Source organism: Micromonospora sp. WMMD736 (assembly GCF_049179015.1).
In the GTDB taxonomy this organism is placed as follows: domain Bacteria; phylum Actinomycetota; class Actinomycetes; order Mycobacteriales; family Micromonosporaceae; genus Micromonospora.
In genome coordinates, this window is record NZ_JBMHMI010000001.1 from 6,935,848 (window position 1) to 6,960,977 (window position 25,130).

The following is a 25,130-nucleotide window of genomic DNA, read 5'->3' on the forward strand; positions in this document are numbered from 1 at the left end:
CGCAGGTGACGAGGTGGTAGCATCGCCCGTCATGCTCGGACGATGCCGATGATGTCAGGAAGCCGGTTATCAGGGGTGGACCAGTCGTGACCGTTCGACAATCTATCGTCTTCAACGGCGACCTCGGCAGCGGTAAGAGCACCGTGTCGGTGGAGATCGCCAAGCGGCTCGGGATGCGCCGGGTCAGCGTGGGTGACCTCTACCGGGAGATGGCGCAGCAGCGGCAGATGACCGCTCTGCAGCTCAACCTGCACGCTGAGCTGGACCAGGCCGTCGACGGCTACGTCGACCAGCTCCAGCGCGACATCGCCGCCTCCGGCGAGCACCTGATCATGGATTCGCGGCTGGCCTGGCACTTCTTCACCGACGCGCTCAAGGTGCACATGATCACCGAGCCGGGTGAGGCGGCCCGCCGGGTGCTGGCCCGTCCCTCCGGCCCGGCGGAGAGCTACACCTCGCACGAGGAGGCCAAGGCCAAGCTCCGCGAGCGCAGCGCCAGCGAGCGCAGCCGGTTCATCGTCCGCTACGGGGTGGACAAGGCGCGGTTGCGCAACTACGACCTGATCTGCGACACCACGCGGGCCTCGGCCGCCGAGGTGGTCGAGCACATCATCGCCGCGTACGAGGGCACACTCGGCGCCGACGTGCTGCGCGACGGCCCGCCGCTGCTGCTGCTGGACCCGTCGCGCATCTACCCGACCGAGGACATCGCCACCCTGCGCGGCCTCTGGGACAGCGAGTTCGTCGGCGACGTGGCCGAGGCCGGTGACGAGTCGTTGGAGCCGCTGAAGATCGGCTTCACCGGGGAGTACTTCTTCGTCGTCGACGGGCACCGTCGGCTCAGCGCCGCCCTGCAGAACGGCTTCACCCTGGTCCCGGCCCAGTTGGTCGCCGAGGTCGACGAGCCGGTGGTGGGCGGGATGAGCGCGGTGGACTACTTCGCCGCACAGGTGCGACCCGGCCTGGTCTACGACTGGGAGGCGGCCCACAAGATCCACCTGCCGTTGCCGGAGCCGTCGCTGCTCGGCGGCGACGCCGTGCTCGCCGCGGACACGGGCGTCGGCGCTTAGGGGCGGCGCCCAGCGCGACGCCGGGCCGGCGCGCGGGATGCGCACCGGCCCGACTGTCGGATCGGACGATGGTCGTGCGGAGGCGTCAGCCCAGGACGACTCCGGAGGCGCCCACGCCGGCCATGCCGGAGAAGATGTCCTCGTAGTAGAACCGCCAGGCGCACGTCCGCCCGGTGGGCACGTAGCCGGTACACGCCGTCGTCGTGTTGGTGTCGTCGATGGCGGTGTTGGTGCCGGTCGCCCACACCTGGAGGGTGTTCGCCGGGTTCACGATCTCCACGGGACCGCCGCTGTCGCCCTGGCCGACGGCGTTGGTGCGGGCGGTGTTCTCGGCCTGGACCTGGCCGCAGACCGTGCCGAAGTTGCGCACGTTGATGCACAGGTTGCGGGCCTTCACCTGGATCGAGCACCGGGTGCCGGAGTACGCGCCGGAACTGCACACCCAGTTGCCGACCTGGCTGGCCTGCGCGCCGATCACCTGGTTGCTGAACTCGCTGACCACCGCGCCGTTCGCGTCGGTGCTGTTGTTGAAGACCCGGCCGCCGCCGGAGCCCGCGATGAGCAGCGTGTCGCTGCTGACGTTGCGGCTGATGACGGTGCCGATGGTCTGCCCGGTCGGGTCGGCCGCGACGACGTTGAGGTTGGCGCAGTGCGCGGCGGAGAGCACCCGCGACACCCCGCCCGCCCAGACGCCGAAGCCGGTCGAGCAACCGCCGCCGGTGGAGGTGTTACGCCACGCGGCACCACCCCACCAGGGCGGCGAGTCGTCCCACCGGGTCGCGGGCGCGGCGGCGACACCCGTCTGCACGGTCACCGGCACGCCGGCGAGAGCCGCCGCGCCGAGCAGTCCGCTCTGCGTACCGACGAGCAGGCCGGCGCCGTCGGCGCGCGGCCCCACCGTCGTGATCTTGTCGCCGGCCGAGGCGCGCAGCTTGTCGGCCGCGACCATCAGTTCCCGCTGCGAGTACGCTGCGGGCAGCACCGTCGTCGCGACGGTGGCCCGGGCGTTGGCCACCAGGCGGGCCGGCGGCTCGCCCTTCCAGTAGACCTGGAGGTGGCGGGTGGTGGGATCGGCGACGATCCCGGCGAAGCCGGAGTTCGCGCTGCGCTGCGCGGCGTTGGTGATCTGGGCTGCGGCGGTGTTCATCCGCTCCTGCAACGTCAGCAGCTCGGACCAGGAGGCGAAGCCGCCGGGCACCGCGGTGCTGTCGACGAACGATCCGGTGGTGGTGGCCTTGCCCTTCGGCGCGGCGGCTGCCGGCGCGGCGCTCACGCCCGCGACGAGCAGCGTGAGGCCGCAGGCGGTCACGGCGATGCGACGCAGCATCGACGCGGACCGGCGGGCGGTCGGGTGTGGACGGATCATCTGTACCCCTTCCCCAGGGTTCGTGGCGCGGGCTCGGCCCGCCCCCAGGACGGTGGCACGCGACGCCCGTTCCGGAGCGCGATCCTGGACGGGATTGGACACGGTCGGACACCATCGGACGGCGAAAGGTCCGATGTGAACTGTCAGACATCGGCGATCTCCTATCTCACTGCGGGTGGCCGCGTCTAGCCTGCCCGTGTCGGCATCCGGGGCGGCCGGGTGACCGCAAGGGGGTGGGGGCCGCATGTCCGACCAGTGGATTCCTCCCGGCGTTCGTGCCGGGGCGCAGGAGTCGCCCGGGGCGGGCGACGTGGGACGCCGGGCCGTCGCGGCGCAGACCCTGCCGGATCTGGCCGCTCTGCTGCGCCAACTACGCCGTCGCGAAGCACGGCAGCAGGGCGAGACCCGGCTGACGTACCGGCAGTTGGCGGCGAAGACCGGCTGGTCACGCGGCATCATCGGGGAGTACTTCGCCGGTAACGTCCTGCCCCCGCCGGAGCGGTTCGACGCGCTCATCCGGTTGCTCGGCGCGAGCCCCACCGAGCAGGGGTTGCTGGCCACCGCGCGGGACCGGATCGAGGAGCGACGCAGACGCCCGACCGGTGACCACGCGACCGACGTGCGGGCAGCCGACGAAGCCGTCCGCTCCCGCGGCGGCGGCAAGCGGGTCGCCGCGACGTCGAACCGCCTCCCCGTACCCCGTCAGCTGCCCCCGGCACTGCCCGGATTCGTCGGACGTACCGCCCAGCTCGCGCAGCTCGACGCCGCCTGTGCCGGTCCGGACGCCGCCGACGACGGCGGCATGGCACCCGCCCGGGTGGTGACCCTGTCCGGTACGGCCGGAGTCGGCAAGACCACCCTGGCCGTGCACTGGGCGCATCGGGTCGCCGACCGCTTCCCGGACGGTCAGCTCTACGTCGACCTGCGGGGATTCGACTCCACCGGAACGGTGGTGACGCCGGTCGAGGCGATCCGGGGGTTCCTCGAGGCCCTCGAGGTGCCGCCCGAACGGATCCCCACCCATCTGAGCGCGCAGGTGGGTCTGTACCGCAGCCTGCTCGCCGGCCGTCGGATGCTGGTGCTGCTGGACAACGCCCGCGACGCCGAGCACGTCCGGCCGTTGCTGGCCGGCAGCCCGACCTGCCTGGTCCTGGTCACCAGCCGCAACCGCCTGGCCAGTCTGGTCGCCGCCGAGGGCGCCCGGCCGCTGGGCGTGGAACTGCTCAGCGCCGCCGAGGCGTGGCAGTTGCTGGCCCGCCGCCTCGGCGCGGACCGGCTGACCGTCGAGCCACGGGCGGTGGACGAGATCATCGAGCGGTGCGCGCGGCTGCCGCTGGCGCTGGCGGTACTCGCCGCGCGGGGCGCGGCGAATCCCGGGTTCCCCCTGGCCAGCCTGGCGGCCGAGCTGCGCGAGGCGCCCCGCCCGTTGGAATCGTTCGACGCCGGTGATGCCGGCACCGACGTGCAGGCCGTGTTCTCCTGGTCCTACCGGAGCCTGACGCCCCCGGCCGCACGACTGTTCCGCCTGTTCGGCTGCCACCCGGGCCCGGACATCGGTGTGGCGGCGGCGGCCAGCCTGGCCGGCGTGCCCCGGGAGCAGGCGCCCCGACTGCTGGCGGAGCTGGCCCACGCGCACCTCGTCACCGAGCACGCCCCTGGGCGGTTCGGCGCGCACGACCTGCTCCGGGCGTACGCCCTTCAGCAGGCCGAGCGGTTCGAGCCGGCCGGCGCCCGACGGGCCGCGATCCGGCGTGGACTGGACCACTACCTGCACACCGCGCACGCGGCCGCGCTGCTGCTGCAACCGGGCCGGGATCCGGTCACCCTGGCCCCGGTCGCACCCGGTGTGCTGCCCGAGGAGATCGTCGACCACGGGCGGGCGCTCGCCTGGTTCACCACCGAGTATCCGGTGCTCCTGGCGGCGGTCGCGCACGCCAGGCACGTCGGGTTCGACGGCCATGCCTGGCAGCTGGCGTGGACGTTGGTGGACTTCCTGCAACGACGAGGGCGGTGGCCGGACCTCGCCGCCGCCCAGCGGACCGCCCTGGCCGGGGCCCGCTGCGCGGGCGACCGGCTCGGGCAGGCGAACGCCCACCGGGACCTGGCCCGGGTGCTGTCCCGGCTGGGCCGGGTGGACGAGGCGGCGACCAACTACCGGCAGGCGCTGGCGATCTTCGGGGTGTTGGGTGACCACACCGGGCAGGCGCGTACCCACCGGGCGTTCGGGGCGATGCTCGACGGCCTCGGCCGGCACGCCGAGGCGCTGGAGCACGGGCAGCGGGCGCTGGCGCTGTACCGCGACGCCGGTCACCTCGCCGGGGAGGCGAGCGCCCGCAACGCGGTGGGCTGGGCGTACGCCCAGCTCGGCCAGTACGCCCCGGCGCTCACGCACTGCGGGCAGGCGTTGACACTGCTGCGTCGCACCGGTGACCGGCACGGTGAGGCGAACACCTGGGACAGCCTCGGCTTCATCCACGCCCGCCTGGGTGACCACGCCGAGGCGATCCGGTGTTACGGGCGCGCGCTGCGGCTCTACCGGCGGATCAGCGACCGTTACGACGAGGCGGACACCCTGTCCCGGCTCGGCGAGAGCCGGCAGGCGGCGGGGGACACCGTCGGCGCGGTGCGGACCTGGCGGCGTGCCCTGCGCATCCTCGACAACCTCGGCCATCCCGACGGCGACCGGGTCCGCGCACTGCTGGCCACGGCGGCGACCGCCCGGGGCTGACGGGTGCCGGGCAGGGGCTGCCGTCCGGCGGCGGCACCGGGATGATGGAGCCTCGCACGCATCGACGGGGAGGCCGGCCATGGAGGCTGCCGAGGCGCTCACACTGCTCATGTCGCCGCAGGGACGCGTCGATCCGTACCCGACGTACGAGCGGCTGCGCTCGCACGGTCCGGTGGTCGAGGCGTTGCCCGGCCTGTACGTGGTGACCGGCTACCCGGAGGCCGACGAGTTGCTGCGCGACCCCCGGCTCGGGGTGCTCGACGACGCGCTGCGGGACCAGGTGTGGCCGAACTGGCGGCAGAGCCCGGCGATGAAGTCGATCGCCCGGTCCATGCTGCGGACCAACCCGCCCGACCACAGCCGGATGCGTCGGCTCGCCGCCGGGGCGTTCAGTCCGCGCCGGATCGCCGGGATGCGTGACGTGGTGCGGGCACAGGCCGAGGAGTTGCTCGACGCGATGATCGAGCGCGCCGAGGACGGCCGGCCGGTCGACGTGCTGGCCGACTTCGCGTACCCGCTCCCGGTCGGGGTGATCTGCGCGCTGCTGGGCGTGCCGGCGCAGGACCGGCCGCTGTTCCGCCGCTGGGCCGGCGACCTGACCGGCGTGCTGGAGCCGGAGATCACCACCGCGGAACTGGCCGTCGCCGACGCGGGCGCCGCCGAGCTGCGCGACTACTTCGTCGAGCTGATCGTCGCCCGGCGCCGGGAACCGGCCGACGACCTGACCACCGCGCTGGTCCAGGTCCACGACGCCGACGGCGAGCGGCTCACCGGCGACGAACTGCTGGCCAACCTGGTGGTGCTGCTGGTGGCCGGCTTCGAGACCACCACCAATCTGCTCGGCAACGGCCTCGTCGTGCTGCTGCGCCACCCCGAGGCCGCCGACGCGCTGCGGGCCGACCCCGGGCTCGTCCCGGCGTACGTCGAGGAGCTGTTGCGCTACGACTCCCCGGTGCAGCTGACCACCCGGACCAGCACGGCGTCGGTGCGTTGCGGCGGGCTCGACCTGCCGGCCGGCAGCACGGCGCTGCTGCTGCTCGGCGCGGCCAACCGCGACCCCCGCCGCTTCACCGACCCGGAGCGTTTCGACCCCACCCGTGCGCAGACGCACCCGCTGTCCTTCGGTGCCGGTCCGCACTACTGCCTCGGCGCCGGCCTCGCCCGGCTCGAGGCGCAGCTGGCGTTCCCGCTGCTGCTGCGCCGGTTGCCCGAGCTGGCCCTGGCCGCGCCGCCCCGGCACCGGACCCGGCTGACCCTGCGCGGCTACGAGAGCCTGCTGGTGACGCTGGGCACACCGGCCGCGGCCGATCGAGGTACGCCGGCCGGGTCCCACCCGGGCACTCCGTAGACTGGTACGACACCGCTCGCCCCGCCTGCCGAAGGAGCCGTCCCGCGTGACCGTCCAGCCCATCCGTCTGTTTGGGGACCCGGTGCTGCGCACGCCGGCCGATCCGGTGGTCGACTTCGATGTCGAGCTGCGTAGGCTCATCGCCGACCTCACCGACACCATGCGGGGGCAGAACGGCGCCGGCCTGGCCGCGCCGCAGCTCGGCGTGAGCCTGCGGGTGTTCACCTTCGACGTCGACGACGTGCTCGGGCACCTGGTCAACCCGGTGCTGGAGTTCCCCGACGAGGAGGAGCAGGACGGCCCCGAGGGCTGCCTGTCCATCCCCGGGCTCTACTTCGACACCAAGCGTCGGCAGAACGTCGTCGCCAAGGGCTTCAACGGCTACGGCGACCCGCTGCAGATCGTCGGCACCGGGCTGATGGCCCGCTGCGTGCAGCACGAGACCGACCACCTCGACGGGGTGCTCTTCCTCGACCGGCTCGACTCCGCCGGTCGCAAGGAGGCCATGAAGGCGATCCGCCAGGCCGAGTGGTACGACCCGGCCGCCCCGCCGGTGGTCAAGGTCAACCCGCACGCCGGTGGCAGCCCCTTCGGCCTGGGGCGGTGACCCGGATGCGTGTGATCTTCGCTGGTACGCCGGCGGTGGCCGTACCCGCCCTGGCCGCCGTCGCGGCCTCCCGGCACGAGCTGGTCGCCGTGGTCACCCGGCCCGACGCGCCCGCCGGACGGGGGAGGGGCCTGTCCCGCTCCCCGGTCGGGGTGTGGGCCGACGAGCACGGCGTGGAGGTGCTCACGCCGGCCCGTCCCCGCGACCCGGAGTTCCTCGACCGGCTGCGTGCGCTCTCCCCGGACTGCGTGCCGGTGGTGGCCTACGGCGCGCTGGTGCCGCCGTCCGCGCTGGAGATCCCCCGCCACGGCTGGATCAACCTGCACTTCTCGCTGCTTCCCGCCTGGCGGGGGGCCGCGCCCGTGCAACACGCGGTGCTGCACGGCGACGAGGTGACCGGGGCCAGCGTCTTCGAGTTGGAGCAGGGCCTGGACACCGGGCCCGTCTACGGCACCCTGACCGACGAGATCCGTCCCGGTGACACCTCCGGCGACCTGCTGGAACGTCTCGCCGACAGTGGCGCGGGGCTGCTCGTGGCCGTGCTCGACGCGATCGCCGACGGCACCGCCCGCGCCGAGCCGCAGCCCGCCGACGGGGTCTCCCTGGCACCGAAGCTGACCGTGGAGGACGCCCGGGTCCGCTGGGGCGACCCGGCCTTCGCGGTGGACCGGCGCATCCGCGCCTGCACCCCGGCGCCCGGCGCGTGGACGACCTTCCGGGACGAGCGGGTGAAGCTCGGTCCGGTCGCACCGGTGCCCGACGGCCCGGACCTGAAACCGGGGGAGTTGCTGGTGGAGAAGACCCGGGTGTTGGCCGGTACGGCCACCGGACCGGTGCGCCTGGGCGAGGTCCGGGCCGCGGGCAAGCGGGCCATGGCGGCCACCGACTGGGCGCGGGGCGTCCGCGTCGGTGCCGGCGAGGGCCTCGCGTGACGGCCCCGGAGGGTACGCGCCCGTACCGGGGCGGTCCGTCGACCGGCCGTGGTGGCGACCGTCGCCCGGCCCGGCCGCCGCTGGACCGGCCGCGACGCGCGGCGTACGAGGCGGTCGCCGCCGTGCACCGCGACGACGCCTTCGCGAACCTGGTGTTGCCCACCATCCTGCGCGAGGAGGGGCTGTACGGCCGGGACGCCGCGTTCGCCACCGAGTTGACCTACGGCACGCTGCGTCACCTGGGCACGCTGGATGCGATCCTCAGCGACGCGGCCGGCCGGGACGTGGCCCGGATCGACCCGCCGGCACGCGACGCGCTGCGGATCGGGGCGTACCAGCTCCTGCACACGCGGGTGCCCCCGCACGCGGCCGTGTCATCGACCGTGGACCTGGTCCGCTCGGTCGCGCCGGGCGCGGCCGGGTTCGCCAACGCGGTGCTGCGCGAGGTGTCGACCCGTGACATCGACGCCTGGGTGGCCAAGCTCGCGCCGCCGATGGAGACCGACCCGGTCGGGCACCTGGCGTTGGCCTACAGCCACCCGCAGTGGATCGTCCGGGCCTTCTCCGAGGCACTCGGCGGTGACCTGGGCGAGACGGCCCGGCTCCTGATCGAGGACAACGAGCGTCCCCCGGTGCACCTGTGCGCCCGACCCGGGTTGATCGACCCGGTCGAGCTGGCCGACGCGGTCGGCGGGGCGCCCGGCGCCTTCTCCCCGTACGCGGTCTACCTGCCTGGCGGCGCCCCCGGCGACGTGCCGGCGGTGGCCGACGGTCGCGCCCACGTCCAGGACGAGGGCTCCCAACTGGTGGCCGCCGCGCTCGCCGACGCTCCGCTGGACGGCCCGGACGGGCGCTGGCTGGACCTGTGCGCGGGCCCCGGCGGAAAGGCCGGGCTGCTGGGCGCGCTGGCCGCGCAGCGGGGCGCCCGCCTGACCGCCGTTGAGGTGGCCGAGCACCGGGCCCGGCTGGTGTCCCAGGCGACCCGGGGCCTGCCGGTGACCGTGCTGGCCACCGACGGCCGTGAGGTCGGCGCGGACCCGAAGCTGCCGGAGGGGCACTTCGACCGGGTGCTGGTGGACGCGCCGTGCACCGGGCTGGGCTCGCTGCGTCGGCGTCCCGAGTCGCGCTGGCGGCGGCAGCCGTCGGATCTGCCGCCGCTGACCCGGCTGCAACGTGAGCTGCTGGGTGCCGCGCTGCGGGCGGTCCGGCCGGGCGGGTTGGTGGCCTACGTGACCTGCTCGCCGCACACCGTGGAGACCCACGTGACGGTCACCGAGGCGGCCCGCCGCAGCGGTGTGGCGGTGGACTTCGTCGACGCCCGGCCGCTGCTGCCGGCCGGCATGCCCGGCCTGGGTGACGGCCCCACCGTGCAGCTGTGGCCGCACCGGCACGGCACCGACGCGATGTTCCTCGCCGTCCTGCGCAAGGGCTGACCGCACACCGTTGTCCGGCCGCTCGGAATGTCGAGCGGCCGGGGCGGCGAGGGGTCAGGTGACCGGGAGGCCCTTGTCGCCGGCGTTGCGCATCGAGCGGGTCAGGTTCCGGTCGCTGATCCACAGGAAGCACTGCACCCCACGGTTGCCGTTCTTCCACTCCTGCTCGTACGGCTGGTAGTAGATCGTCCCGGCACGGAAGTCGAGCTTGGAGTCGTCCGGCACCTTGGCGTACTTCGCGGTGACCGACTGGCACGCCCGGTGGGTGCGCTTGGTGGTGCGGTTGAACTCCGCGTAGCTGATGTCCGGGGCCTGCCAGATCCCGACGAACTCGGCGTGGTGCTTCGCCGTGCAGGACACCGGCACCATCGCCTCGATGTCGTCCTTGACCAGCTTCGGGTTGAAGCAGCGGTAGGCCAGCGGGGCCGCGCCGCTCAGTGCGCCCCGCAGACTGCCGGTGCGCAGGTCGACGGCGGTGTCGTCGATGCTGGCGATCTCGGTGACGTCGCAGCGGTACCAGCGGGCACCGCCGGCCCAGGCGGGTGGCGACGGCAGCACGACGGTCAGTCCGAGGCGTCCGGAGCGCCAGTCGCCACCGACCGCCTTGGTGACCTCCTTCTCGCAGCCGGCCTGCGCGGCCCGCATCGACTCCGAGCCGGGAAGCGGGGTGGTGCTGCGCTGGGCGCTGGCACCGGTGAGCGTGCCGACGTGCATGGTCTCCACCCGGTGCGCCTCGCTGCACTCCATCGGGTTGTAGCCGCTGAGGAAACCGACCTGCTGGGAGGAGTGGTGGCAGACTCCCGATTCGGGGACGAACTGCTGCGCCGCCACGGGCGCCGGCCAGTCGTCGGTGAGGTCCCGGTCCACTCCGGCCGGCGCGCTACAGGCGGTGAGGGCCAGGGCCACCGCCGCGCCCCCGGCAATCGCCGTCAACCACCGTCGCATCTTCGACCTCCCGCCGCCGGTGACCCCCGGTCGACCTCCAGCCGGCCGGTGAAGCCACGGCGCAGCAGCATACGGCACCGTAGCTCAGATCGCCGGTAGTCCTTCGGGGCCGGCGCCGCGCATCGACCGGGTGAGTTTGCGGTCGTCGCTCCACAGGAAACAGCGCACCCCGCGGTCACCCTCCTCCCACTCCCGTTGCGACGGTGGGTAGTAGATGGAACCGGCCCGGTACGGCAGCTCGCTGTTGTTGGGCACGGCCACGTACGCGGCGATCAGCGCCATGCAGCGCCGGTGGGCCAGTTCGCCCGCCCGGGTGAAGGACGCCCAGCTCATGTCCTTCTCCTCGTAGACGCCGACGAACTCGGCGCGGTGCGGCTCGGTGCAGAGCACCGGGGCCATGTAGTTGAGGTTGTCGCCGATCAGCTTGGGGTCGAAACAGCGGTGGGTCAGTGGGCTGTCGCCGATCAACGCGCCACGCAGGCTGCCGACGCGGTTCACCGGGCGGGTGTTGTCGATGCTGTCGGTCTCGCTGAGGTCGCAGCGGAACCAGCGTGCGCCGCCGGTCCACGCCGGCGCCGTGGGCAGCGACAGCGTCAGGGTGAGCCGGGCCGTGTGCCAGTCGCCGCCGAGCACGTCGCGGGCCCGCTGGTCGCACTCGGCGCGGGCCGCGCGCAGCGCGGTCGAACCCGGGCCCGGCCGGGCGCCGGCCCGCGTGGCCGGCCCGGTGAACGTGCCGACGTGGATCGCCTCGGCGAGGTGGCTGCGGGCGCAGTCCACGGTCTCGTACGTGCTGGCCTGCACGACCGCGGTGATCCGGGGCAGGCAGGTGTCGGTGGCCGGAGTGAAGGGTCGGGGATCCCGCAGTTCCGGCCAGTCGTCGGTGAGATCACCGTCCGCGCCGCGTGCCGGCGCGCAGCCGGACAGCAGCATCGTCGTGACGCCGACCAGCGCCAGCGCTGCAAGCCACCGTCGCATCGTCCGCCCTCCCGGGAGCTGGCGACCGGTCGCCGCGCCCCGCGGCGCGACCCCGGCGGGCGTGCAGCCTACGGCACCGTCCCGCTTGGAGTGTCGTCGCGTTTGGGTCTTTCGGCCAGTCGCTGATGTCTGTTCGTCCGGATTCGAGGGTCCGGGCCGGCTTATTCTGCACTAGTGGTCACTGCTGGATCACAGCGTGTCGGAGTTGGTGCCGTGCTGCGGGCGGAGGGTGGCCGCGTTCGTACACTGGCCCCGTGACCGTACCGCCGCCGATCGTCGCGCCGAGCATCCTGGCCGCCGATTTCGCTCGCCTCGCCGAAGAGGTCCGTGCCGTCGAGGACGCCGCGGACTGGTTGCACGTGGACGTGATGGACAACCATTTCGTGCCCAACCTGACCATCGGGCTGCCCGTGGTGCAGAGCCTGCGGGCCGCCACCACGATGCCGTTCGACGTGCACCTGATGATCTCCGACCCGCGCCGGTGGGCCACCGGGTACGCCGACGCCGGGGCGTACAACGTCACGTTCCACGTCGAGGCGGCCGACGACCCGGTGGCCCTGGCCAAGGACCTGCGGTCGGCCGGCGCGAAGGCCGGACTGGCCATCGACCGGGACACCCCGATCGAGCCGTACCTGGACCTGCTGCCCAGCTTCGACACCCTGTTGATCATGACGATCAAGGCGGGCTTCGGCGGGCAGCGGTTCATCCCGCAGTTGCTGGACAAGGTCCGCGCGGCCCGCCGGCACGTGAACGCCGGGCACCTGGAGCTGCGCATCGAGGTGGACGGCGGGATCGCCGCCGACACCATCGAGCAGGCCGCCGCGGCCGGCGCCGACGCGTTCGTGGCCGGCACCGCCGTCTACGGCGCCGCCGACCCGGCGGAGGCGGTACGGCACCTGCGGGCGCTGGCGGAACGCGCGGCGCCCGAGGCCTGACGTGGAGCCCGACGCCGACCGCAAGGACGTCATCCTCGTCGTCGACGACGACGAGGACATCGCCCGGTTCGTCGAGTTCAACCTGCGGTTGCACGGCTTCGACGTGATCCACGCCAGCGACGGCCAGGAGGCCCTGGAGGTGATCGAGCGCCAGCGGCCGGACCTGGCGGTGGTCGACCTCATGATGCCCCGCATCGACGGCCTGGAGCTGACCCGGCGGCTGCGCGCCGACCCGATGACCTCCGCGCTGCCGGTGATCATGCTGACGGCCAAGGGGATGACCGTGGACAAGGTCCACGGCCTCAGCGCGGGCGCGGACGACTACCTGGTCAAGCCGTTCGACACCGCCGAGCTGGTGGCCCGGGTCTCCTCGACGCTGCGGCGCAACAAGGAGTTCCGGGAGGTCTCCCCGCTCACCGGGTTGCCCGGCAACAGCCGCATCCGGCGGGAGATCAGCGACCGGGTCCGGCAGGGCGTGGACTACGCGGTCGGCTACATCGACATCGACCGGTTCAAGAGCGTCAACGACCGGTACGGCTTCGTCCGGGGCGACGACTTCATCTCCGCCCTGGCCCGCAGCCTGCACCGGGCCGTGGTGGCGGTGGGGCTGCCGCCGGCCTTCCTCGGTCACGTCGGTGGCGACGACTTCGTGATCGTCTGCGCGCCCGACCAGGTCCGCCCGCTCACCTCCCGCGCGGTGGTCGACTTCGAGAAGTCCGCCGACACCCTCTACGACGCGACCGACCGTGAGCGCGGCTTCGTCGAGCTGAAGGACCGGCGCGGCAACATCCGCCGCGCGGCCCTGGTCACACTCTCGATCGGCGTCTCGCTCTCCGACGCCGGCAAGCGGTTCACCGACCCGCTCGAGGCGATCGCGGTGGCCTCGGAGATGAAGACGGTCGCCAAGAGCCAACCGGGGTCGTACGTCGCCGTGGACCGGCGGCGCGGTGTCACCTGACGCGTGATCCCGCTGTGAAGTAGCTCGCCTGCATGACGACACGCCGGGTTCGGCGTGTAAGACTGCGGAGTACCCACCACGCGCTGGCGGGACTCGGTGAAATTCCGAACCGGCGGTGATCCACGGTCCAACCGTGGTCAGCCCGCGACCCGGACGGCTCTGCCGCCCGGTGGACCTGGTGAAAATCCGGGGCCGACGGTTGGGGGCGGCTCGTCCGCGCCCAGACAGTCCGGATGGGAGACAGCGCGCGGGACGGACGGGTCCGAGCCGGCCGCTGGCGTCAGCGTGCCGTGCCGCCCTCCCGGGGCGGCTGTGCCGTACCCGGAATCCGCCGCCGCCTGCCCGCGGTCCGATGCCGCCTCCCTGACCGCCCGCGCGATGAGGCGAGTGAGAGGGCAGGACAGGGCGATGGCCAGCGTCTCCGTCGACGAGGCGATGCGGCGTGCGATCGAGCTGGCGGCGCGCGGTCTGGGCACCACCAGCCCCAACCCGGTGGTCGGCTGCGTGCTGCTCGACGCGGACGGCCAGGTCGTGGGCGAGGGCTTCCACGCGTACGCGGGCGGACCGCACGCCGAGATCGTCGCGCTGGCCCAGGCCGGCCGGCGCGCCAAGGGCGGCACGGCGGTGGTCACTCTGGAGCCCTGCGACCACACCGGCCGCACCGGCCCCTGTAGCACCGCGCTGGTGCAGGCGGGCGTGGCCCGGGTGGTCATCGCCGTACCGGACCCGAATCCGGTGGCCTCCGGCGGCGCCGCCACGTTGCGCTCCGCCGGGGTCCAGGTCGATCTGGGGGTACGCGGCGAGGAGGCCGAGGCCGGCAACGTGGCCTGGCTGACCTCGATGCGCCGGGGCTGGCCGTACGTCATCTGGAAGTACGCCGCCACCCTCGACGGCCGGTCCGCCGCGGCGGACGGCACCAGCATGTGGATCACTTCGGAGGCGGCCCGGATCGACGTGCACGCGCTGCGGGGCACTGTCGACGCGGTCATCGCCGGGGTAGGCACCGTGCTCGCCGACGATCCGCGGCTGACCGCCCGTAACCTGCGCGACGGCAGCCTGGCCATCCGGCAGCCGCTGCGGGTCGTGGTGGACAGCTCGGGGCGTACCCCCGGCGACGCCCGGGTCCGCGACGGCGCAGCGCGGACGTGGATCGCGACCGCCGCCGAGGTCGGCGCGGGCCCGGACGGCCGGGTCGACCTGCCGGCGCTGCTCGCGGCGCTGCACCAACGCGGCGTCCGCGCGGTGCTGCTGGAGGGTGGGCCCCGGCTGGCCGGCGCGTTCCTGGCCGCCGGCCTGGTGGACAAGATCGTCGGGTACGTCGCGCCGCGGCTGCTCGGCGCCGGCCCGACCGCGCTGGTCGACGCGGGAGTGACGACCATCGCTGAGGCCATCGATCTGGAGTTCGTCGACGTTACGCAGGTCGGTCCGGATCTCCGGATCACCGCTTTGCCCCGAAAGAGGGAGGGCTGACATGTTCACCGGCATTGTCGAGGAATTGGGCGAGATCGTGCGCGTCACGGCCACGGCGGGCGATTCGGCACTGATCGCCGTGCGTGGCCCGTTGGTCACCTCCGACGCCCGCCACGGTGACTCCATCGCCGTCAACGGTGTCTGCCTGACCGTCGTGGACACGGCGGACGGCGCCTTCACCGCCGACGTCATGGGCGAGACCCTGCGCCGCTCCGCGCTGGGCGCGCTGCGCGCGGGTGACCCGGTCAACCTGGAACGGGCCGCCGCGCTGGGCAGCCGCCTCGGTGGGCACCTCGTGCAGGGTCACGTCGACGGCGTCGGCGAGCTGATCTCCCGCGAACCGGCCGAGCAGTGGGAGACCGTGCGGTTCCGGCTCCCCGCCGACCTGTCGCGGTACGTGGTGGAGAAGGGCTCGATCACCATCGACGGCGTGTCGCTGACCGTGGCAGCCGTCGGCGTCGACGAGTTCGCCGTCGGGCTGATCCCGACCACCCTGAAGCTGACCACCCTCGGCGCGAAGGGCGTCGGTGACCCGGTCAACCTCGAGGTCGACGTGGTGGCCAAGTACGTCGAGCGGCTGCTCGGCAGTCGGCTCGCCGAGACCGGCGAGGTGGCCTGATGGGCGCCCTCGGCTGGTTCCTCGACGCCCAGGTGCAGGTGGCTGGCTCGCCGGTGCTGGTCCGGGAGATCGTCGGCAACGCGTTCGGCCTGATCTCGGCGCTGCTCGGGCTGCGCCGGCTGGTCTGGGCCTGGCCGGTCGGCATGATCGGCAACGCGCTGCTGTTCACCGTCTTCCTCGGCGGGGTGTTCGCCACCCCGCAGGCCCACGACCTGTACGGGCAGGCCGGGCGGCAGGTCTTCTTCTTCGCGGTGAGCGTCTACGGCTGGTGGCGTTGGCAGCGCAACCGCCGGGCCGACGCGCAACACGCCGCCGTGCTGCCGCGCTGGGCCACCGGACGGGAACGGCTCGCCCTGCTGCTGGCCGCCGTCGTCGGCACCGCCGCGGCGTACCCGCTGCTCAAGGCGTTGGGCTCCTGGGGTCCGCTGGCGGACGCCTGGATCCTCACCGGCAGTCTGCTCGCCACCTACGGCATGGCCCGCGGTTGGGTCGAGTTCTGGCTGGTGTGGATCGCGGTGGACGCCGTGGGCGTGCCGCTGCTGCTGCGCGGCGGGTTCTACCCGTCGGCGGCCATGTACCTGATCTACGGCGCCCTGTGCGCCTGGGGCTTCGCCGCCTGGTGGCACACGTCGCGCGCCACCCGTCCGGCCGCCGCGCTCCCGCCCACCTACACGGAGGCCGTCGCATGACCAGTTTCGGGAGTATCGACGAGGCGATCGCCGAGATCGCGGCCGGACGGCCGGTCGTCGTGGTCGACGACGCCGACCGGGAGAACGAGGGCGACCTGATCTTCGCGGCCGAGCTGGCCACGCCGGAGCTGATGGCGTTCATGGTGCGCTACACCTCGGGGTACGTCTGCGTGCCGTTGACCGAGAGTGAGGCCGACCGGCTCGACCTGCCGCCCATGCACCACACCAACCAGGACCGGCGTGGCACCGCGTACACGGTGACCGTCGACGCCCGGGAGGGGGTCACCACCGGTATCTCGGCGGCCGATCGCGCGCACACCATCCGACTGCTCGCCGACGCGGCCACCGACCCGACCGACCTTGCGCGCCCCGGGCACGTGGTGCCGCTGCGCGCCCGCGAGGGTGGGGTGCTGCGCCGATCCGGGCACACCGAGGCGGCCATCGACCTCACCCGGCTCGCCGGGCTGCGTCCGGCGGGTGTGCTCTGCGAGCTGGTCAACGACGACGGCACCATGATGCGGTTGCCGGACCTGGAGAAGTTCGCCGCCGAACACGGTCTCGTGCTGATCACCATCGCCGACCTGATCGCCTACCGGCGGCGGACCGAGAAGCAGGTCGAGATGGTGGCCGAGGCCCGGATGCCCACCCGGCACGGGGTGTTCCGCGCGCTGGGTTACCGCGCCGAGCACGACCCGGCCGAGCACGTCGCCATGGTCATCGGAGACCTCGGCGACGGTCGGGACGTGCTGGTCCGGGTGCACTCCGAGTGCCTAACCGGCGACGTGTTCGGCTCGCTGCGCTGCGACTGCGGGCCGCAGTTGGACGCCGCGCTGGCCCGGGTCGCCCGCGAGGGCCGGGGTGTCGTGCTCTACGTGCGCGGGCACGAGGGGCGTGGCATCGGGCTGCTGCACAAGCTCCAGGCGTACCAGTTGCAGGACCAGGGCCGCGACACCGTGGACGCCAACCTCGACCTGGGTCTGCCGGCGGACGCCCGCGACTACGGCACCGGCGCGCAGATCCTCTACGACCTGGGCGTGCGCTCGATGCGGCTGCTCACCAACAACCCCGCCAAGCGGGCCGGGCTGGAGGGGTACGGGCTCACCATCACCGGCCGCGAGAGCCTGCCGGCCGGCGCGCACCCGGAGAACCTGCGCTACCTGCGTACCAAGCGCGACCGGATGGGTCACCTGCTGGACGAGTTGGACGAGGCGCCGCTGGGGCGTCCCGTCGCCAACGACGAGATCGGAGCATGACGATGGCGGGATTCGGTGAGCCGGGAGTCGACGCGGTGGACGCCGCGGGGCTGACCGTCGGCGTGGTGGCCGCGCGGTGGCACGGCGACCTGACCGACCACATGCTGGAGCGCGCGGTCGCCGCCGCCGAGGCGTGCGGCGCGCGATCCGTGGTCGCCCGCGTCGCCGGCTCGGTCGAGCTGCCCGTCGTCGCCCAGGCCCTCGCCCGCCGCTGCGATGTGGTGGTCGCGCTCGGCGTGGTCGTCCGGGGCGCGACCGCCCACTTCGACTACGTGTGCCGGTCGGTCACCGACGGGCTGACGCGGGTGGCGCTGGACGAGGGCAAGCCGGTCGCGCACGGTGTGCTCACCGTGGAGACCATCGAGCAGGCCCGGGACCGGGCCGGACTGCCCGGCTCGGCGGAGGACAAGGGCTGGGCGGCGACCGTCGCGGCGCTCGACGCCGCGCTCGCCGTGCGGACCGTCGCCGCCGGCAACGGCCAGCGGGTCGGCTTCGGCGGCTGACGCCGCCTCCGACGCCGCGCCGCTCCGGTGTCGGCCGGCGCCGGGCCTGCGCGGCCTCGGTGCTGGCCGACTCCGATGCCGGCCGGTCTCAGAGCCGGCCGGCCTCGATGATCCGGCGGAGGAACTGTCGGGTACGCGGCTGCGTCGGCTCGCCGAGCACCTGCTCCGGCGGGCCGCTCTCGACGACGCGCCCCGCGTCCAGGAAGCACAGCTCGTCGGCGACCTCCCGGGCGAAGCCCATCTCGTGGGTGGCCAGCACCATGGTCATCCCGTCGGCCTTCAGGTCACGGATCATCGTCAACACCTCGCCGACGAGTTCCGGGTCCAGCGCCGAGGTGACCTCGTCGAGCAGCATCAGCCGGGGCGAGTTCGCCAGCGCCCGGACGATCGCCACCCGCTGCTGCTGCCCGCCGGAGAGCGCGTCCGGGTAGGCGTGCGCCTTCGCGCCCAGCCCCACCCGGTCGAGCAGGTCGCGAGCCTCGGCCTCGGCCTGGGCACGGGCCCGCCGATGTACGCGCCGGGGCGCGAGGGTGATGTTGTCCAGCACGCTCAGGTGCGGAAACAGGTTGTACGCCTGGAACACCATGCCGATCCGCCGGCGTACCCGGTCGGCGTCGACCCGGGGGTCGGAAATCTCCTCCCCGTCCAGCTCGATCGTGCCGTCGTCCAGCTCGTCGAGGAGGTTCACGCACCGCAGGAGGGTGGACTTGCCCGACCCGGACGCCCCGATCAGCGCCACCACCCGGTGCTCGGCGACCGCCAGGTCGAGTCCGTCCAGCACGACGTGGCCGGCGAACTCCTTGCGCAGGCCTCGGCAGCGCAGCAGCGTCATGGTCAGCCTCCCGACTGGCGGCGGGCCGAGCGCAGCGTCACCCAGTCGGTGACCGCGATCAGCGGGATCGCGAGCAGCACGAACAGCACGCCCGCCACGATGTACGGCGTGTAGTTGAACGTCTGGGCGGTGGCGATCTGGGCGGCCCGGACCGCGTCGATCGGGCCGGCGAGCGAGACCAGCCCGACGTCCTTCTGCAGGGCCACCACATCGTTGAGCAGCGGCGGCGCCACCCGGCGGACGGCCTGCGGCAGCACCACGTGGCGCATCGTCTGCCGGTAGGTCAGGCCCAGCGAACGGGCCGCCGCCAGTTGGCTGGGATGCACCGACTCGATGCCGGCCCGGAACACCTCGGCGAGGTAGCCGCCGTAGGTGAGCACCAGCGCGAGCCCGCCCAGCACCAGCACCGACGGCATGCCCTGCAACCGCAGCCCGGGCACACCCAGGGTCAGCAGGTAGAGCACGATGATCAGCGGTAGGCCACGGAAGGTGTACGTGTAGCCGGCGGCCAGCGCGCGGACCGGGAAGAAGATCGGGCCGCGCAGCGTCCGCAGCACGGCGATCACCAGCCCCAGCAGCAGGGCGCCGGCCGCGCAGCAGACCAGCAGCCGTACGTTGAGCCAGAGCCCGTCCAGTACGGCCGGCAGCGCGTCGGCGGCGATCCGCGGATCCAGGAACGACTGCCGTACCCGGTCCCAGCCCGGCGCACCGGTCACCGCGACGACCAGCAACGTGCCGAGCGCCGCCGTGGAGGAGGCCGCGACCAGCACGCTGTAGACGGTCTGTCGACGCCGGTACGCCGCTCGCCGCACCTGCGCGGCGGAGAGGGTGTGCGCCGCAGCGTGTGTCCGCTCCCGCGTCACGTCAGCTCGGCCGCGCCCGCCACCTGCGCGAGCCACTTCTGCTCCAACTCCTTCAGCGTGCCGGCATCACCGAGCTGACCGACCGCGTCGCTCACACAACGGGTCAGCGGCGAGTTCTTGTCCAGCAGCAGCCCGAACACCTCCGGCACGCCGACCTGCGGCACCTGGCCGACGATCACCGCGTCGGTGACCTCCGCGCCGGTGATGTAGAAGGCCGTCGGCAGGTCCACCACGAGACCGTCGATCTGCCCGTTCTGCAGCGCCTTCTTGGCGTCGTCGTTGCTGTTGTAGACCTGCGGCTTCGCCGTCGGCTTGATTACGTCGGTGATCGCCTGGTAGCTGGTCGTGCCGACCTGGGCGCCGAGCTTGGCGCCCTTCAGGTCGGCCATGGTCTTCTTGCCGGCGATCTTCGACGACTTGAGCGCGATGACCGTCTGCCGCACCAGGTAGTACGGCGCGGAGAAGTCCACGGCCTGCTTGCGCTCGTCGGTGACCGAGAACTGGTTGATGTCGAAGTCGAAGGTCTTCGCCCCGGGCGCGATCGCGGTGTCGAACTTCACCCGGGTCCAGGTGACGTCCCCCCGGGCGTAGCCCAGCTTCTCCGCCACCGCGTACGCGACGGCGGCCTCGAAGCCCTCGCCGTTCTCCGGCTTGTCCTGCCGGAACCACGGCTCGTACGCCGGCTGGTCGGTGGCGATGGTGAGCTTGCCCGGCGTACGGGTCGGCAGGCTGTCCTTGGCGCACGTCGGCGCGGCGGTGACGGTGGGGGTCGGTTCGTCCTGTGGCGCGCACCCGGCGACGGCGCCGACGACGGCGCCGACGAGGATGAGCGCGAGCAGACGTGAGCGGCTGGCCATGGCGGACAGCGTAAAGCTCCACGGGCATCGATCGAAGATCTTCCCACCGTGGCGATAGGGAATTGTCCGCCTGCTGGGTTCGGCCGGACCCGGACGTCCGGTAGCGGCCCGGCGACTGGAAGAATCGCTCCCCGTGAAGACGTTCGAGGAGTTGTTCGCCGAGCTGCAGGCCAAGGCCGCCGCCGGCACCCCGGGCTCGGGCACCGTCGCCGCCCTGGACAAGGGCGTGCACTTCATCGGCAAGAAGGTCGTCGAGGAGGCGGCCGAGTCGTGGATGGCCGCCGAGCACGAAGGGCCCCAGCGCACCGCCGAGGAGATCTCTCAACTGCTCTACCAGGTCCAGGTGCTGATGCTCGCCAGCGGTCTCGAGCTCAAGGACGTCTACCGACATCTGTGAGTGCGCCCCGTCGTTGATCAGACCCGATCGAAGGAGCACTCCGTCATGCTGCGTGTCGCCATCCCCAACAAGGGCACCCTGGCCGAGCCGGCCGCCCAGATGCTGCGCGAGGCGGGCTACCGCCAGCGCACCGATCCCAAGGACCTCGTCTGCCGGGACGAGGCCAACGACGTCGAATTCTTCTACCTGCGCCCCAAGGACATCGCCACCTACGTTGGCTCCGGTGATCTCGACCTCGGCATCACCGGCCGTGACCTGCTGATCGACTCGGCCGCGCCCGCCGAGGAGGTCGTCGACCTCGCCTTCGGCCGGGCCACCTTCCGGTTCGCCGCCCGCCCCGACGACATCGACTCCGTGCAGGAGTTGGGCGGGCACCGGATCGCCACCGCGTACCCCGGGCTGGTCGAGCGGCACCTCGACGAGGCGGGCGTCAAGGCCGAGGTGATCCGCCTCGACGGCGCCGTGGAGAACGCCGTACGCCTCGGGGTCGCCGACGTGATCGCGGACGTGGTGGAGACCGGCGCGACGCTGCGTCAGGCGGGCCTCGTCGTGTTCGGCGAGCCGCTGCTGCGCTCGTCGGCGGTGCTGGTACGCCGGGCCGGCGCGCCGGCCCACGCGCAGGCCGAGCAGTTGCTGCGCCGCCTGCACGGCGTGCTGGTGGCCCGCCGTTACGTGATGCTCGCCTACGACGTGCCGGCCGGTCTGCTGGACCGGGCCAGCGGGTTGACCCCGGGCATCGAGTCGCCCACCGTCTCGCCGCTGCACCGCGAGGGCTGGGTGGCCGTGCAGGCCATGGTGCTCAGCGACGACGTGCACCGGATCATGGACGAGCTGTACGACCTGGGCGCCCGCGCCATCCTGGTCACCAACATCCACGCCTGCCGCCTCTGACCGGTCTTGCGGTAACCGCAAGACCGTGCTCGAACAATGAAGTAGCGGCCTCCGTGCCGCACCGATGCCACTACTTCCAGGTTCGAGCGCGATCTTGCGGTGCGGTGCGGGGTGACGCGGTGCGGCGCTGAGTGACCGCTCGGCGGGTGGTGCGTCCTTCGCGCGCGGGCGGATGGCAGACTGGGGGAGTGAGTGACACCGAACTGGTCCGCCTGAAGCCGCGTCGCATCCGAGTGGTGTGCTGGTCGGCGGCGATCGTGCTGGTGGTGGTGTTCGCCCTGGTCGCCACCTCGCTGACCGGGCCGACCGGCGACGGGTACGGCAGCTTCCAGCGCGGCGACCAGATCGCCATGATCGGCCTGGGTGTCTTCGGCGCACTGGGCTTCCTGTTGTTCACCCGCCCGCGCATCGAAGCGGACGGGCGGGGCATCCGGGTGCGCAACGTCATCAGCTCGTACGAGCTGCCCTGGGAGGTCGTCCGGGGCGTTCGCTTCGACCGGGGCGCGCCATGGGCCAGCCTGGAGCTGCACGACGACGACCTACTGCCGTTGATCGCCCTCCAGGCCGCCGACAAGGAGCTGGCCGTCGACGGCGTGCGGGCCCTGCGCCGGCTGTTCGAGGCCCACCAGACCCGCCTCGCCGAACGCGCCGTCGGCAACTGAACCCCACCCCACCCAGCCCCACCCCGGGTCGCCGCCCCGCCCCGCCCCGGGTCGCCGCCCCGCCCCGCCCCGCCCCGGGTCGCCGCCCCGCCCCGCCCCGCCCCGCGTCGAGGCAGCAGTTTCCGGGAAACTGCGCGGATCTTGAGGCCCGCCGCCCGCCCCGCATGCCCACCGCGCCCGGCCCACCGCGCCCGGTCCGCGCACCGCCCACCGCCCACCGCGCCCGGTCCGCCCGCCGCCCACCGCGCACCGCGCACCGCGCACCGCGCACGGCCCGTGAGCCTGCGACACGGCCGCGCGATGCCAGGTGGTGCCCGGTTTGGGGGTGGACGGGGCGGCGGTGTAGTGTTGTCGAGTCGACCAGGCTGTCTCCGCGTGCGAGCAGACAGCCTTGAAAGCGGAGCGCCTGCTCCCACCCGAGTCGCCGCTACGGTGGCCGGGTCCGGTCACCGGTTCCGGGCATGTCCCGGTCCCGGATGCGCGATCCTGTGATCGTGCCGACCGGTCGAGCGGGCCCTGGCATATGCCGGGGCCTTCTGTTTTCCACGTCGGTTCCCATCCGGGAGCCGCAGGGGTCGGCACCTGAGCAGAAACGACTCGAGGAGGCCCCATCAGCGTCGAACCACGCGTGAACGAGCAGATCCGGGCACGTGAGGTCCGACTGGTCGGCCCAGAGGGTGAGCAGGTGGGCATCGTCCCGCTGGAGCGCGCCCTTCAGCTGGCCGCGGACGTCGATCTGGACCTGGTCGAGGTTGCGCCGATGGCGCGCCCGCCGGTGTGCAAGCTCATGGACTTCGGCAAGTTCAAGTACGAGAGCGCACTGAAGGCGCGCGAAGCGCGGCGTAACCAGCAGCAGACCGTCATCAAGGAAATGAAGCTTCGGCCGAAGATCGACCCGCACGACTACGAGACCAAGAAGGGTCACGTGGTGCGGTTCCTCAAGGCAGGCGACAAGGTCAAGGTGACGATCATGTTCCGCGGTCGCGAGCAGAGCCGCCCGGAGCTGGGTTACCGGCTCCTGCGTCGGCTCGAGTCCGAGATCACGGATCTGGGATACGTCGAAGCCGCTCCCAAGCAGGACGGCCGAAACATGATCATGGTTCTCGCTCCGCACCGAGCCGTCAAGGCTTCCGCGGTCGCCGCCACGGCGTCCCGCGGTGGGCCTCGCGACCGGGCCGGGGACGAGTCCGCCGCTCCGGCAGCCGATGAGACCGCGGCGGTCGGCGAGACCGCAGCAGCCGGCGACACCGGCACCGCCGCCACCAGCGGCGAGTAACAGGGGAGAAGACGTTCCACATGCCGAAGATGAAGAGCCACACGGGTATGGGTAAGCGGGTCAAGCTGACCGGCAAGGGCAAGGTCGTTGCCCAGCAGGCCGGCCTGCGCCACAACCTGGAGAAGAAGCCCTCCACCCAGACCCGCCGGCTGACCGGCACGGTCGTGCTGGCCAAGGCCGACGTCAAGCGCATCAAGAAGCTGCTCGGCCGCTGACGCGCGCCACCTTACGTAAGAAGGAGTTGAGATGGCACGCGTCAAGCGGGCTGTAAACGCCCAGAAGAAGCGTCGTACCCTGCTGGAGACCGCGAGTGGTTACCGCGGCCAGCGCTCCCGGCTGTACCGCAAGGCCAAGGAGCAGGTGCTGCACTCGATGCAGTACGCCTACCGGGACCGTCGTGACCGCAAGGGCGACTTCCGGCAGCTGTGGATCCAGCGGATCAACGCGGGCGCCCGGGCCAACGGGATGACCTACAACCGCCTGATCCAGGGCCTGCGTCTGGCCGGCATCGAGGTCGACCGCAAGATCCTGGCCGACATGGCCGTCAACGACGCCGCGTCGTTCGCGGCGATCGTCGAGCTGGCCCGGGCCGCGGTCACGGCCGAGGGCACCGGCGGCGCGGCGGCTCAGGCCGCCTGATCCCCACGCACCAGAACGAGGCGTCTCCCGTGTCGGCACCGCCGTCCGGGGGGCGCCTCGATCGTGCCCGAGGAGCAAACCCCATGGCCTTCACCCCGCGTACCCCCAGGGTTGTCGCCGCCCGCCGCCTGCAACGCCGCCGGGACCGCGACGCTGCCGGCCGATTCCTGGCCGAGGGCCCGCAGGCGGTCCGCGAGGCCCTGGCGCGGCCGGGGGTGGTCACCGAGCTCTTTGGTACGCCCGCGGCGCTCGACCGGTACCCGGAGTTGGCCGCCACGGCGGCCCGGGCCGACGTGCCGGTCTCCGAGGTGACCGACGATGCCCTCGCGGCGCTCGCCGAGACGGTCGCCCCGCAGGGGCTCGTCGCCGTCTGTCGGCACCTGGACGTGTCGCTGGAGCAGGCCCTCGCGGGCGCTCCCCGGCTGGTGGCGGTGCTCGCCGAGATCCGCGACCCGGGTAACGCCGGCACCGTGCTGCGTACCGCCGACGCGGCCGGTGCGGGTGCGGTGATCTTTGCGGGAGACGCGGTCGACCCGTACAACGGCAAATGTGTCCGCGCCTCCGCCGGCAGTCTGTTCCACGTTGACGTGGTCCGCGCGTCCGATCCGGGCGCGGTGGTCGACGCGCTGCGGGCCGCCGGTCTGTCGATCTTCGCCACCACCGGGTACGGCGATGACGACCTCGACGACCTGACCGACTACGGCCGACTCGTCGGGCCCACCGCCTGGCTGTTCGGCTCGGAGGCGCACGGGCTACCCGAGGCCTTGACCGCCGCCGCCGACGCCCGGGTGCGGGTGCCGCTGTACGGACGCGCGGAGAGCCTCAACCTGGCTGCCGCGGCGGCCGTCTGCCTGTACGCTTCAGCGAGAGCGCAGCGCTGAG

26 protein-coding genes and 1 riboswitch are annotated in these 25,130 nt (G+C 72.9%); of the genes, 20 read left to right on the top strand and 6 right to left on the bottom strand.

Annotated features, from left to right (window positions below; translation table 11 throughout):
• The first annotated feature begins 86 nt into the window (after positions 1 to 86).
• Positions 87 to 1,070 carry an AAA family ATPase gene (locus tag ACN269_RS31540; protein WP_421475978.1) on the top strand — a complete coding sequence of 328 codons (984 nt, stop codon included), beginning with the start codon at positions 87 to 89 and terminating at the stop codon, positions 1,068 to 1,070.
• 85 nt (positions 1,071 to 1,155) lie between these two features.
• Here ACN269_RS31540 and ACN269_RS31545 read toward each other — a convergent pair whose 3' ends face one another.
• A complete protein-coding gene (locus ACN269_RS31545) occupies positions 1,156 to 2,436 on the bottom strand; it encodes a hypothetical protein (protein WP_421475979.1) in 1,281 nt (426 codons plus the stop codon).
• Positions 2,437 to 2,680: 244 nt separating this feature from the next.
• Between ACN269_RS31545 and ACN269_RS31550 the strand changes: the two genes are divergently transcribed.
• The 5 genes from ACN269_RS31550 to ACN269_RS31570 all read left to right on the top strand — a co-directional run bounded on the left by ACN269_RS31550 (position 2,681) and on the right by ACN269_RS31570 (position 9,484).
• A complete protein-coding gene (locus ACN269_RS31550; RefSeq protein WP_421475981.1) occupies positions 2,681 to 5,164 on the top strand; it encodes an ATP-binding protein in 2,484 nt (827 codons plus the stop codon).
• A 79-nt stretch (positions 5,165 to 5,243) separates the two neighbouring features.
• Complete coding sequence (locus ACN269_RS31555) at positions 5,244 to 6,512, top strand: cytochrome P450 (protein ID WP_421475983.1); 1,269 nt, start codon at positions 5,244 to 5,246, stop codon at positions 6,510 to 6,512.
• A 46-nt stretch (positions 6,513 to 6,558) separates the two neighbouring features.
• Complete coding sequence (gene def / locus ACN269_RS31560) at positions 6,559 to 7,119, top strand: peptide deformylase (RefSeq protein WP_421475984.1); 561 nt, start codon at positions 6,559 to 6,561, stop codon at positions 7,117 to 7,119.
• 5 nt (positions 7,120 to 7,124) lie between these two features.
• Entirely contained in the window at positions 7,125 to 8,051 is a 927-nt protein-coding gene (gene fmt, locus ACN269_RS31565; protein WP_421475985.1) for a methionyl-tRNA formyltransferase, read from the top strand.
• Positions 8,006 to 9,484: an RsmB/NOP family class I SAM-dependent RNA methyltransferase gene (locus tag ACN269_RS31570; RefSeq protein ID WP_421476682.1), complete on the top strand. Its 1,479-nt coding sequence runs from the start codon at positions 8,006 to 8,008 to the stop codon at positions 9,482 to 9,484. Before fmt ends, ACN269_RS31570 begins: the two co-directional genes overlap by 46 nt.
• A gap of 54 nt (positions 9,485 to 9,538) precedes the next feature.
• Here ACN269_RS31570 and ACN269_RS31575 read toward each other — a convergent pair whose 3' ends face one another.
• Together ACN269_RS31575 and ACN269_RS31580 are read right to left on the bottom strand one after the other, a co-directional pair.
• Positions 9,539 to 10,429 carry a septum formation family protein gene (locus ACN269_RS31575; RefSeq protein WP_421475987.1) on the bottom strand — a complete coding sequence of 297 codons (891 nt, stop codon included), beginning with the start codon at positions 10,427 to 10,429 and terminating at the stop codon, positions 9,539 to 9,541.
• Between the two features lie 84 nt (positions 10,430 to 10,513).
• Complete coding sequence (locus ACN269_RS31580) at positions 10,514 to 11,404, bottom strand: septum formation family protein (RefSeq protein WP_421475989.1); 891 nt, start codon at positions 11,402 to 11,404, stop codon at positions 10,514 to 10,516.
• Positions 11,405 to 11,658: 254 nt separating this feature from the next.
• On the opposite strand from ACN269_RS31580, the gene rpe reads away from it, so the two are divergent.
• From rpe to ribH, 7 genes are all read left to right on the top strand, one after another.
• Positions 11,659 to 12,339 (top strand): ribulose-phosphate 3-epimerase, encoded by a 681-nt coding sequence (gene rpe, locus ACN269_RS31585; RefSeq protein WP_421475991.1) that lies wholly within the window; start codon positions 11,659 to 11,661, stop codon positions 12,337 to 12,339.
• 1 nt (position 12,340) lies between these two features.
• A complete protein-coding gene (locus ACN269_RS31590; protein ID WP_421475993.1) occupies positions 12,341 to 13,297 on the top strand; it encodes a GGDEF domain-containing response regulator in 957 nt (318 codons plus the stop codon).
• 78 nt (positions 13,298 to 13,375) lie between these two features.
• Positions 13,376 to 13,546: riboswitch (FMN riboswitch) on the top strand.
• Positions 13,547 to 13,705: 159 nt separating this feature from the next.
• Positions 13,706 to 14,767, top strand: a complete 1,062-nt coding sequence (ribD, locus tag ACN269_RS31595; protein WP_421475995.1) for a bifunctional diaminohydroxyphosphoribosylaminopyrimidine deaminase/5-amino-6-(5-phosphoribosylamino)uracil reductase RibD — start codon at positions 13,706 to 13,708, stop codon at positions 14,765 to 14,767.
• Between the two features lies 1 nt (position 14,768).
• The gene (locus ACN269_RS31600) at positions 14,769 to 15,386 is read left to right on the top strand and encodes a riboflavin synthase (protein WP_421475997.1); all 618 of its coding nucleotides are present in this window, start codon (positions 14,769 to 14,771) and stop codon (positions 15,384 to 15,386) included.
• Positions 15,386 to 16,075, top strand: a complete 690-nt coding sequence (gene pnuC / locus ACN269_RS31605; RefSeq protein WP_421475998.1) for a nicotinamide riboside transporter PnuC — start codon at positions 15,386 to 15,388, stop codon at positions 16,073 to 16,075. Before ACN269_RS31600 ends, pnuC begins: the two co-directional genes overlap by 1 nt.
• Positions 16,072 to 17,328: a bifunctional 3,4-dihydroxy-2-butanone-4-phosphate synthase/GTP cyclohydrolase II gene (locus ACN269_RS31610; protein WP_421475999.1), complete on the top strand. Its 1,257-nt coding sequence runs from the start codon at positions 16,072 to 16,074 to the stop codon at positions 17,326 to 17,328. Before pnuC ends, ACN269_RS31610 begins: the two co-directional genes overlap by 4 nt.
• Positions 17,329 to 17,330: 2 nt before the next feature.
• Positions 17,331 to 17,831, top strand: a complete 501-nt coding sequence (gene ribH / locus ACN269_RS31615) for a 6,7-dimethyl-8-ribityllumazine synthase (RefSeq protein WP_421476684.1) — start codon at positions 17,331 to 17,333, stop codon at positions 17,829 to 17,831.
• Between the two features lie 88 nt (positions 17,832 to 17,919).
• On the opposite strand, the gene ACN269_RS31620 is transcribed toward ribH, so the two are convergent.
• The 3 genes from ACN269_RS31620 to ACN269_RS31630 are packed head-to-tail and all read right to left on the bottom strand — an operon-like array spanning position 17,920 to position 20,383.
• Positions 17,920 to 18,663, bottom strand: a complete 744-nt coding sequence (locus tag ACN269_RS31620) for an amino acid ABC transporter ATP-binding protein (RefSeq protein WP_421476001.1) — start codon at positions 18,661 to 18,663, stop codon at positions 17,920 to 17,922.
• Positions 18,664 to 18,665: 2 nt separating this feature from the next.
• The gene (locus ACN269_RS31625) at positions 18,666 to 19,526 is read right to left on the bottom strand and encodes an amino acid ABC transporter permease (protein WP_421476002.1); all 861 of its coding nucleotides are present in this window, start codon (positions 19,524 to 19,526) and stop codon (positions 18,666 to 18,668) included.
• On the bottom strand, positions 19,523 to 20,383 hold the full coding sequence (locus ACN269_RS31630) for an ABC transporter substrate-binding protein (protein ID WP_421476004.1): 861 nt from the start codon (positions 20,381 to 20,383) through the stop codon (positions 19,523 to 19,525). Before ACN269_RS31630 ends, ACN269_RS31625 begins: the two co-directional genes overlap by 4 nt.
• 133 nt (positions 20,384 to 20,516) lie before the next feature.
• On the opposite strand from ACN269_RS31630, the gene ACN269_RS31635 reads away from it, so the two are divergent.
• The 7 genes from ACN269_RS31635 to ACN269_RS31665 all read left to right on the top strand — a co-directional run bounded on the left by ACN269_RS31635 (position 20,517) and on the right by ACN269_RS31665 (position 25,129).
• On the top strand, positions 20,517 to 20,780 hold the full coding sequence (locus tag ACN269_RS31635; RefSeq protein ID WP_089016570.1) for a phosphoribosyl-ATP diphosphatase: 264 nt from the start codon (positions 20,517 to 20,519) through the stop codon (positions 20,778 to 20,780).
• A 45-nt stretch (positions 20,781 to 20,825) separates the two neighbouring features.
• Entirely contained in the window at positions 20,826 to 21,671 is an 846-nt protein-coding gene (gene hisG / locus ACN269_RS31640; RefSeq protein ID WP_421476007.1) for an ATP phosphoribosyltransferase, read from the top strand.
• Between the two features lie 188 nt (positions 21,672 to 21,859).
• The gene (locus ACN269_RS31645; protein ID WP_421476009.1) at positions 21,860 to 22,333 is read left to right on the top strand and encodes a PH domain-containing protein; all 474 of its coding nucleotides are present in this window, start codon (positions 21,860 to 21,862) and stop codon (positions 22,331 to 22,333) included.
• Positions 22,334 to 22,961: 628 nt separating this feature from the next.
• Positions 22,962 to 23,609 (top strand): translation initiation factor IF-3, encoded by a 648-nt coding sequence (infC, locus tag ACN269_RS31650; protein ID WP_030335715.1) that lies wholly within the window; start codon positions 22,962 to 22,964, stop codon positions 23,607 to 23,609.
• A 20-nt stretch (positions 23,610 to 23,629) separates the two neighbouring features.
• The gene (rpmI, locus tag ACN269_RS31655) at positions 23,630 to 23,824 is read left to right on the top strand and encodes a 50S ribosomal protein L35 (protein ID WP_355053110.1); all 195 of its coding nucleotides are present in this window, start codon (positions 23,630 to 23,632) and stop codon (positions 23,822 to 23,824) included.
• A 31-nt stretch (positions 23,825 to 23,855) separates the two neighbouring features.
• Positions 23,856 to 24,248 carry a 50S ribosomal protein L20 gene (rplT, locus tag ACN269_RS31660; RefSeq protein WP_007458417.1) on the top strand — a complete coding sequence of 131 codons (393 nt, stop codon included), beginning with the start codon at positions 23,856 to 23,858 and terminating at the stop codon, positions 24,246 to 24,248.
• Between the two features lie 83 nt (positions 24,249 to 24,331).
• Positions 24,332 to 25,129, top strand: coding sequence for a TrmH family RNA methyltransferase (locus tag ACN269_RS31665; RefSeq protein ID WP_421476012.1), 798 nt, complete (start codon positions 24,332 to 24,334; stop codon positions 25,127 to 25,129).
• Position 25,130: the final 1 nt, after the last annotated feature.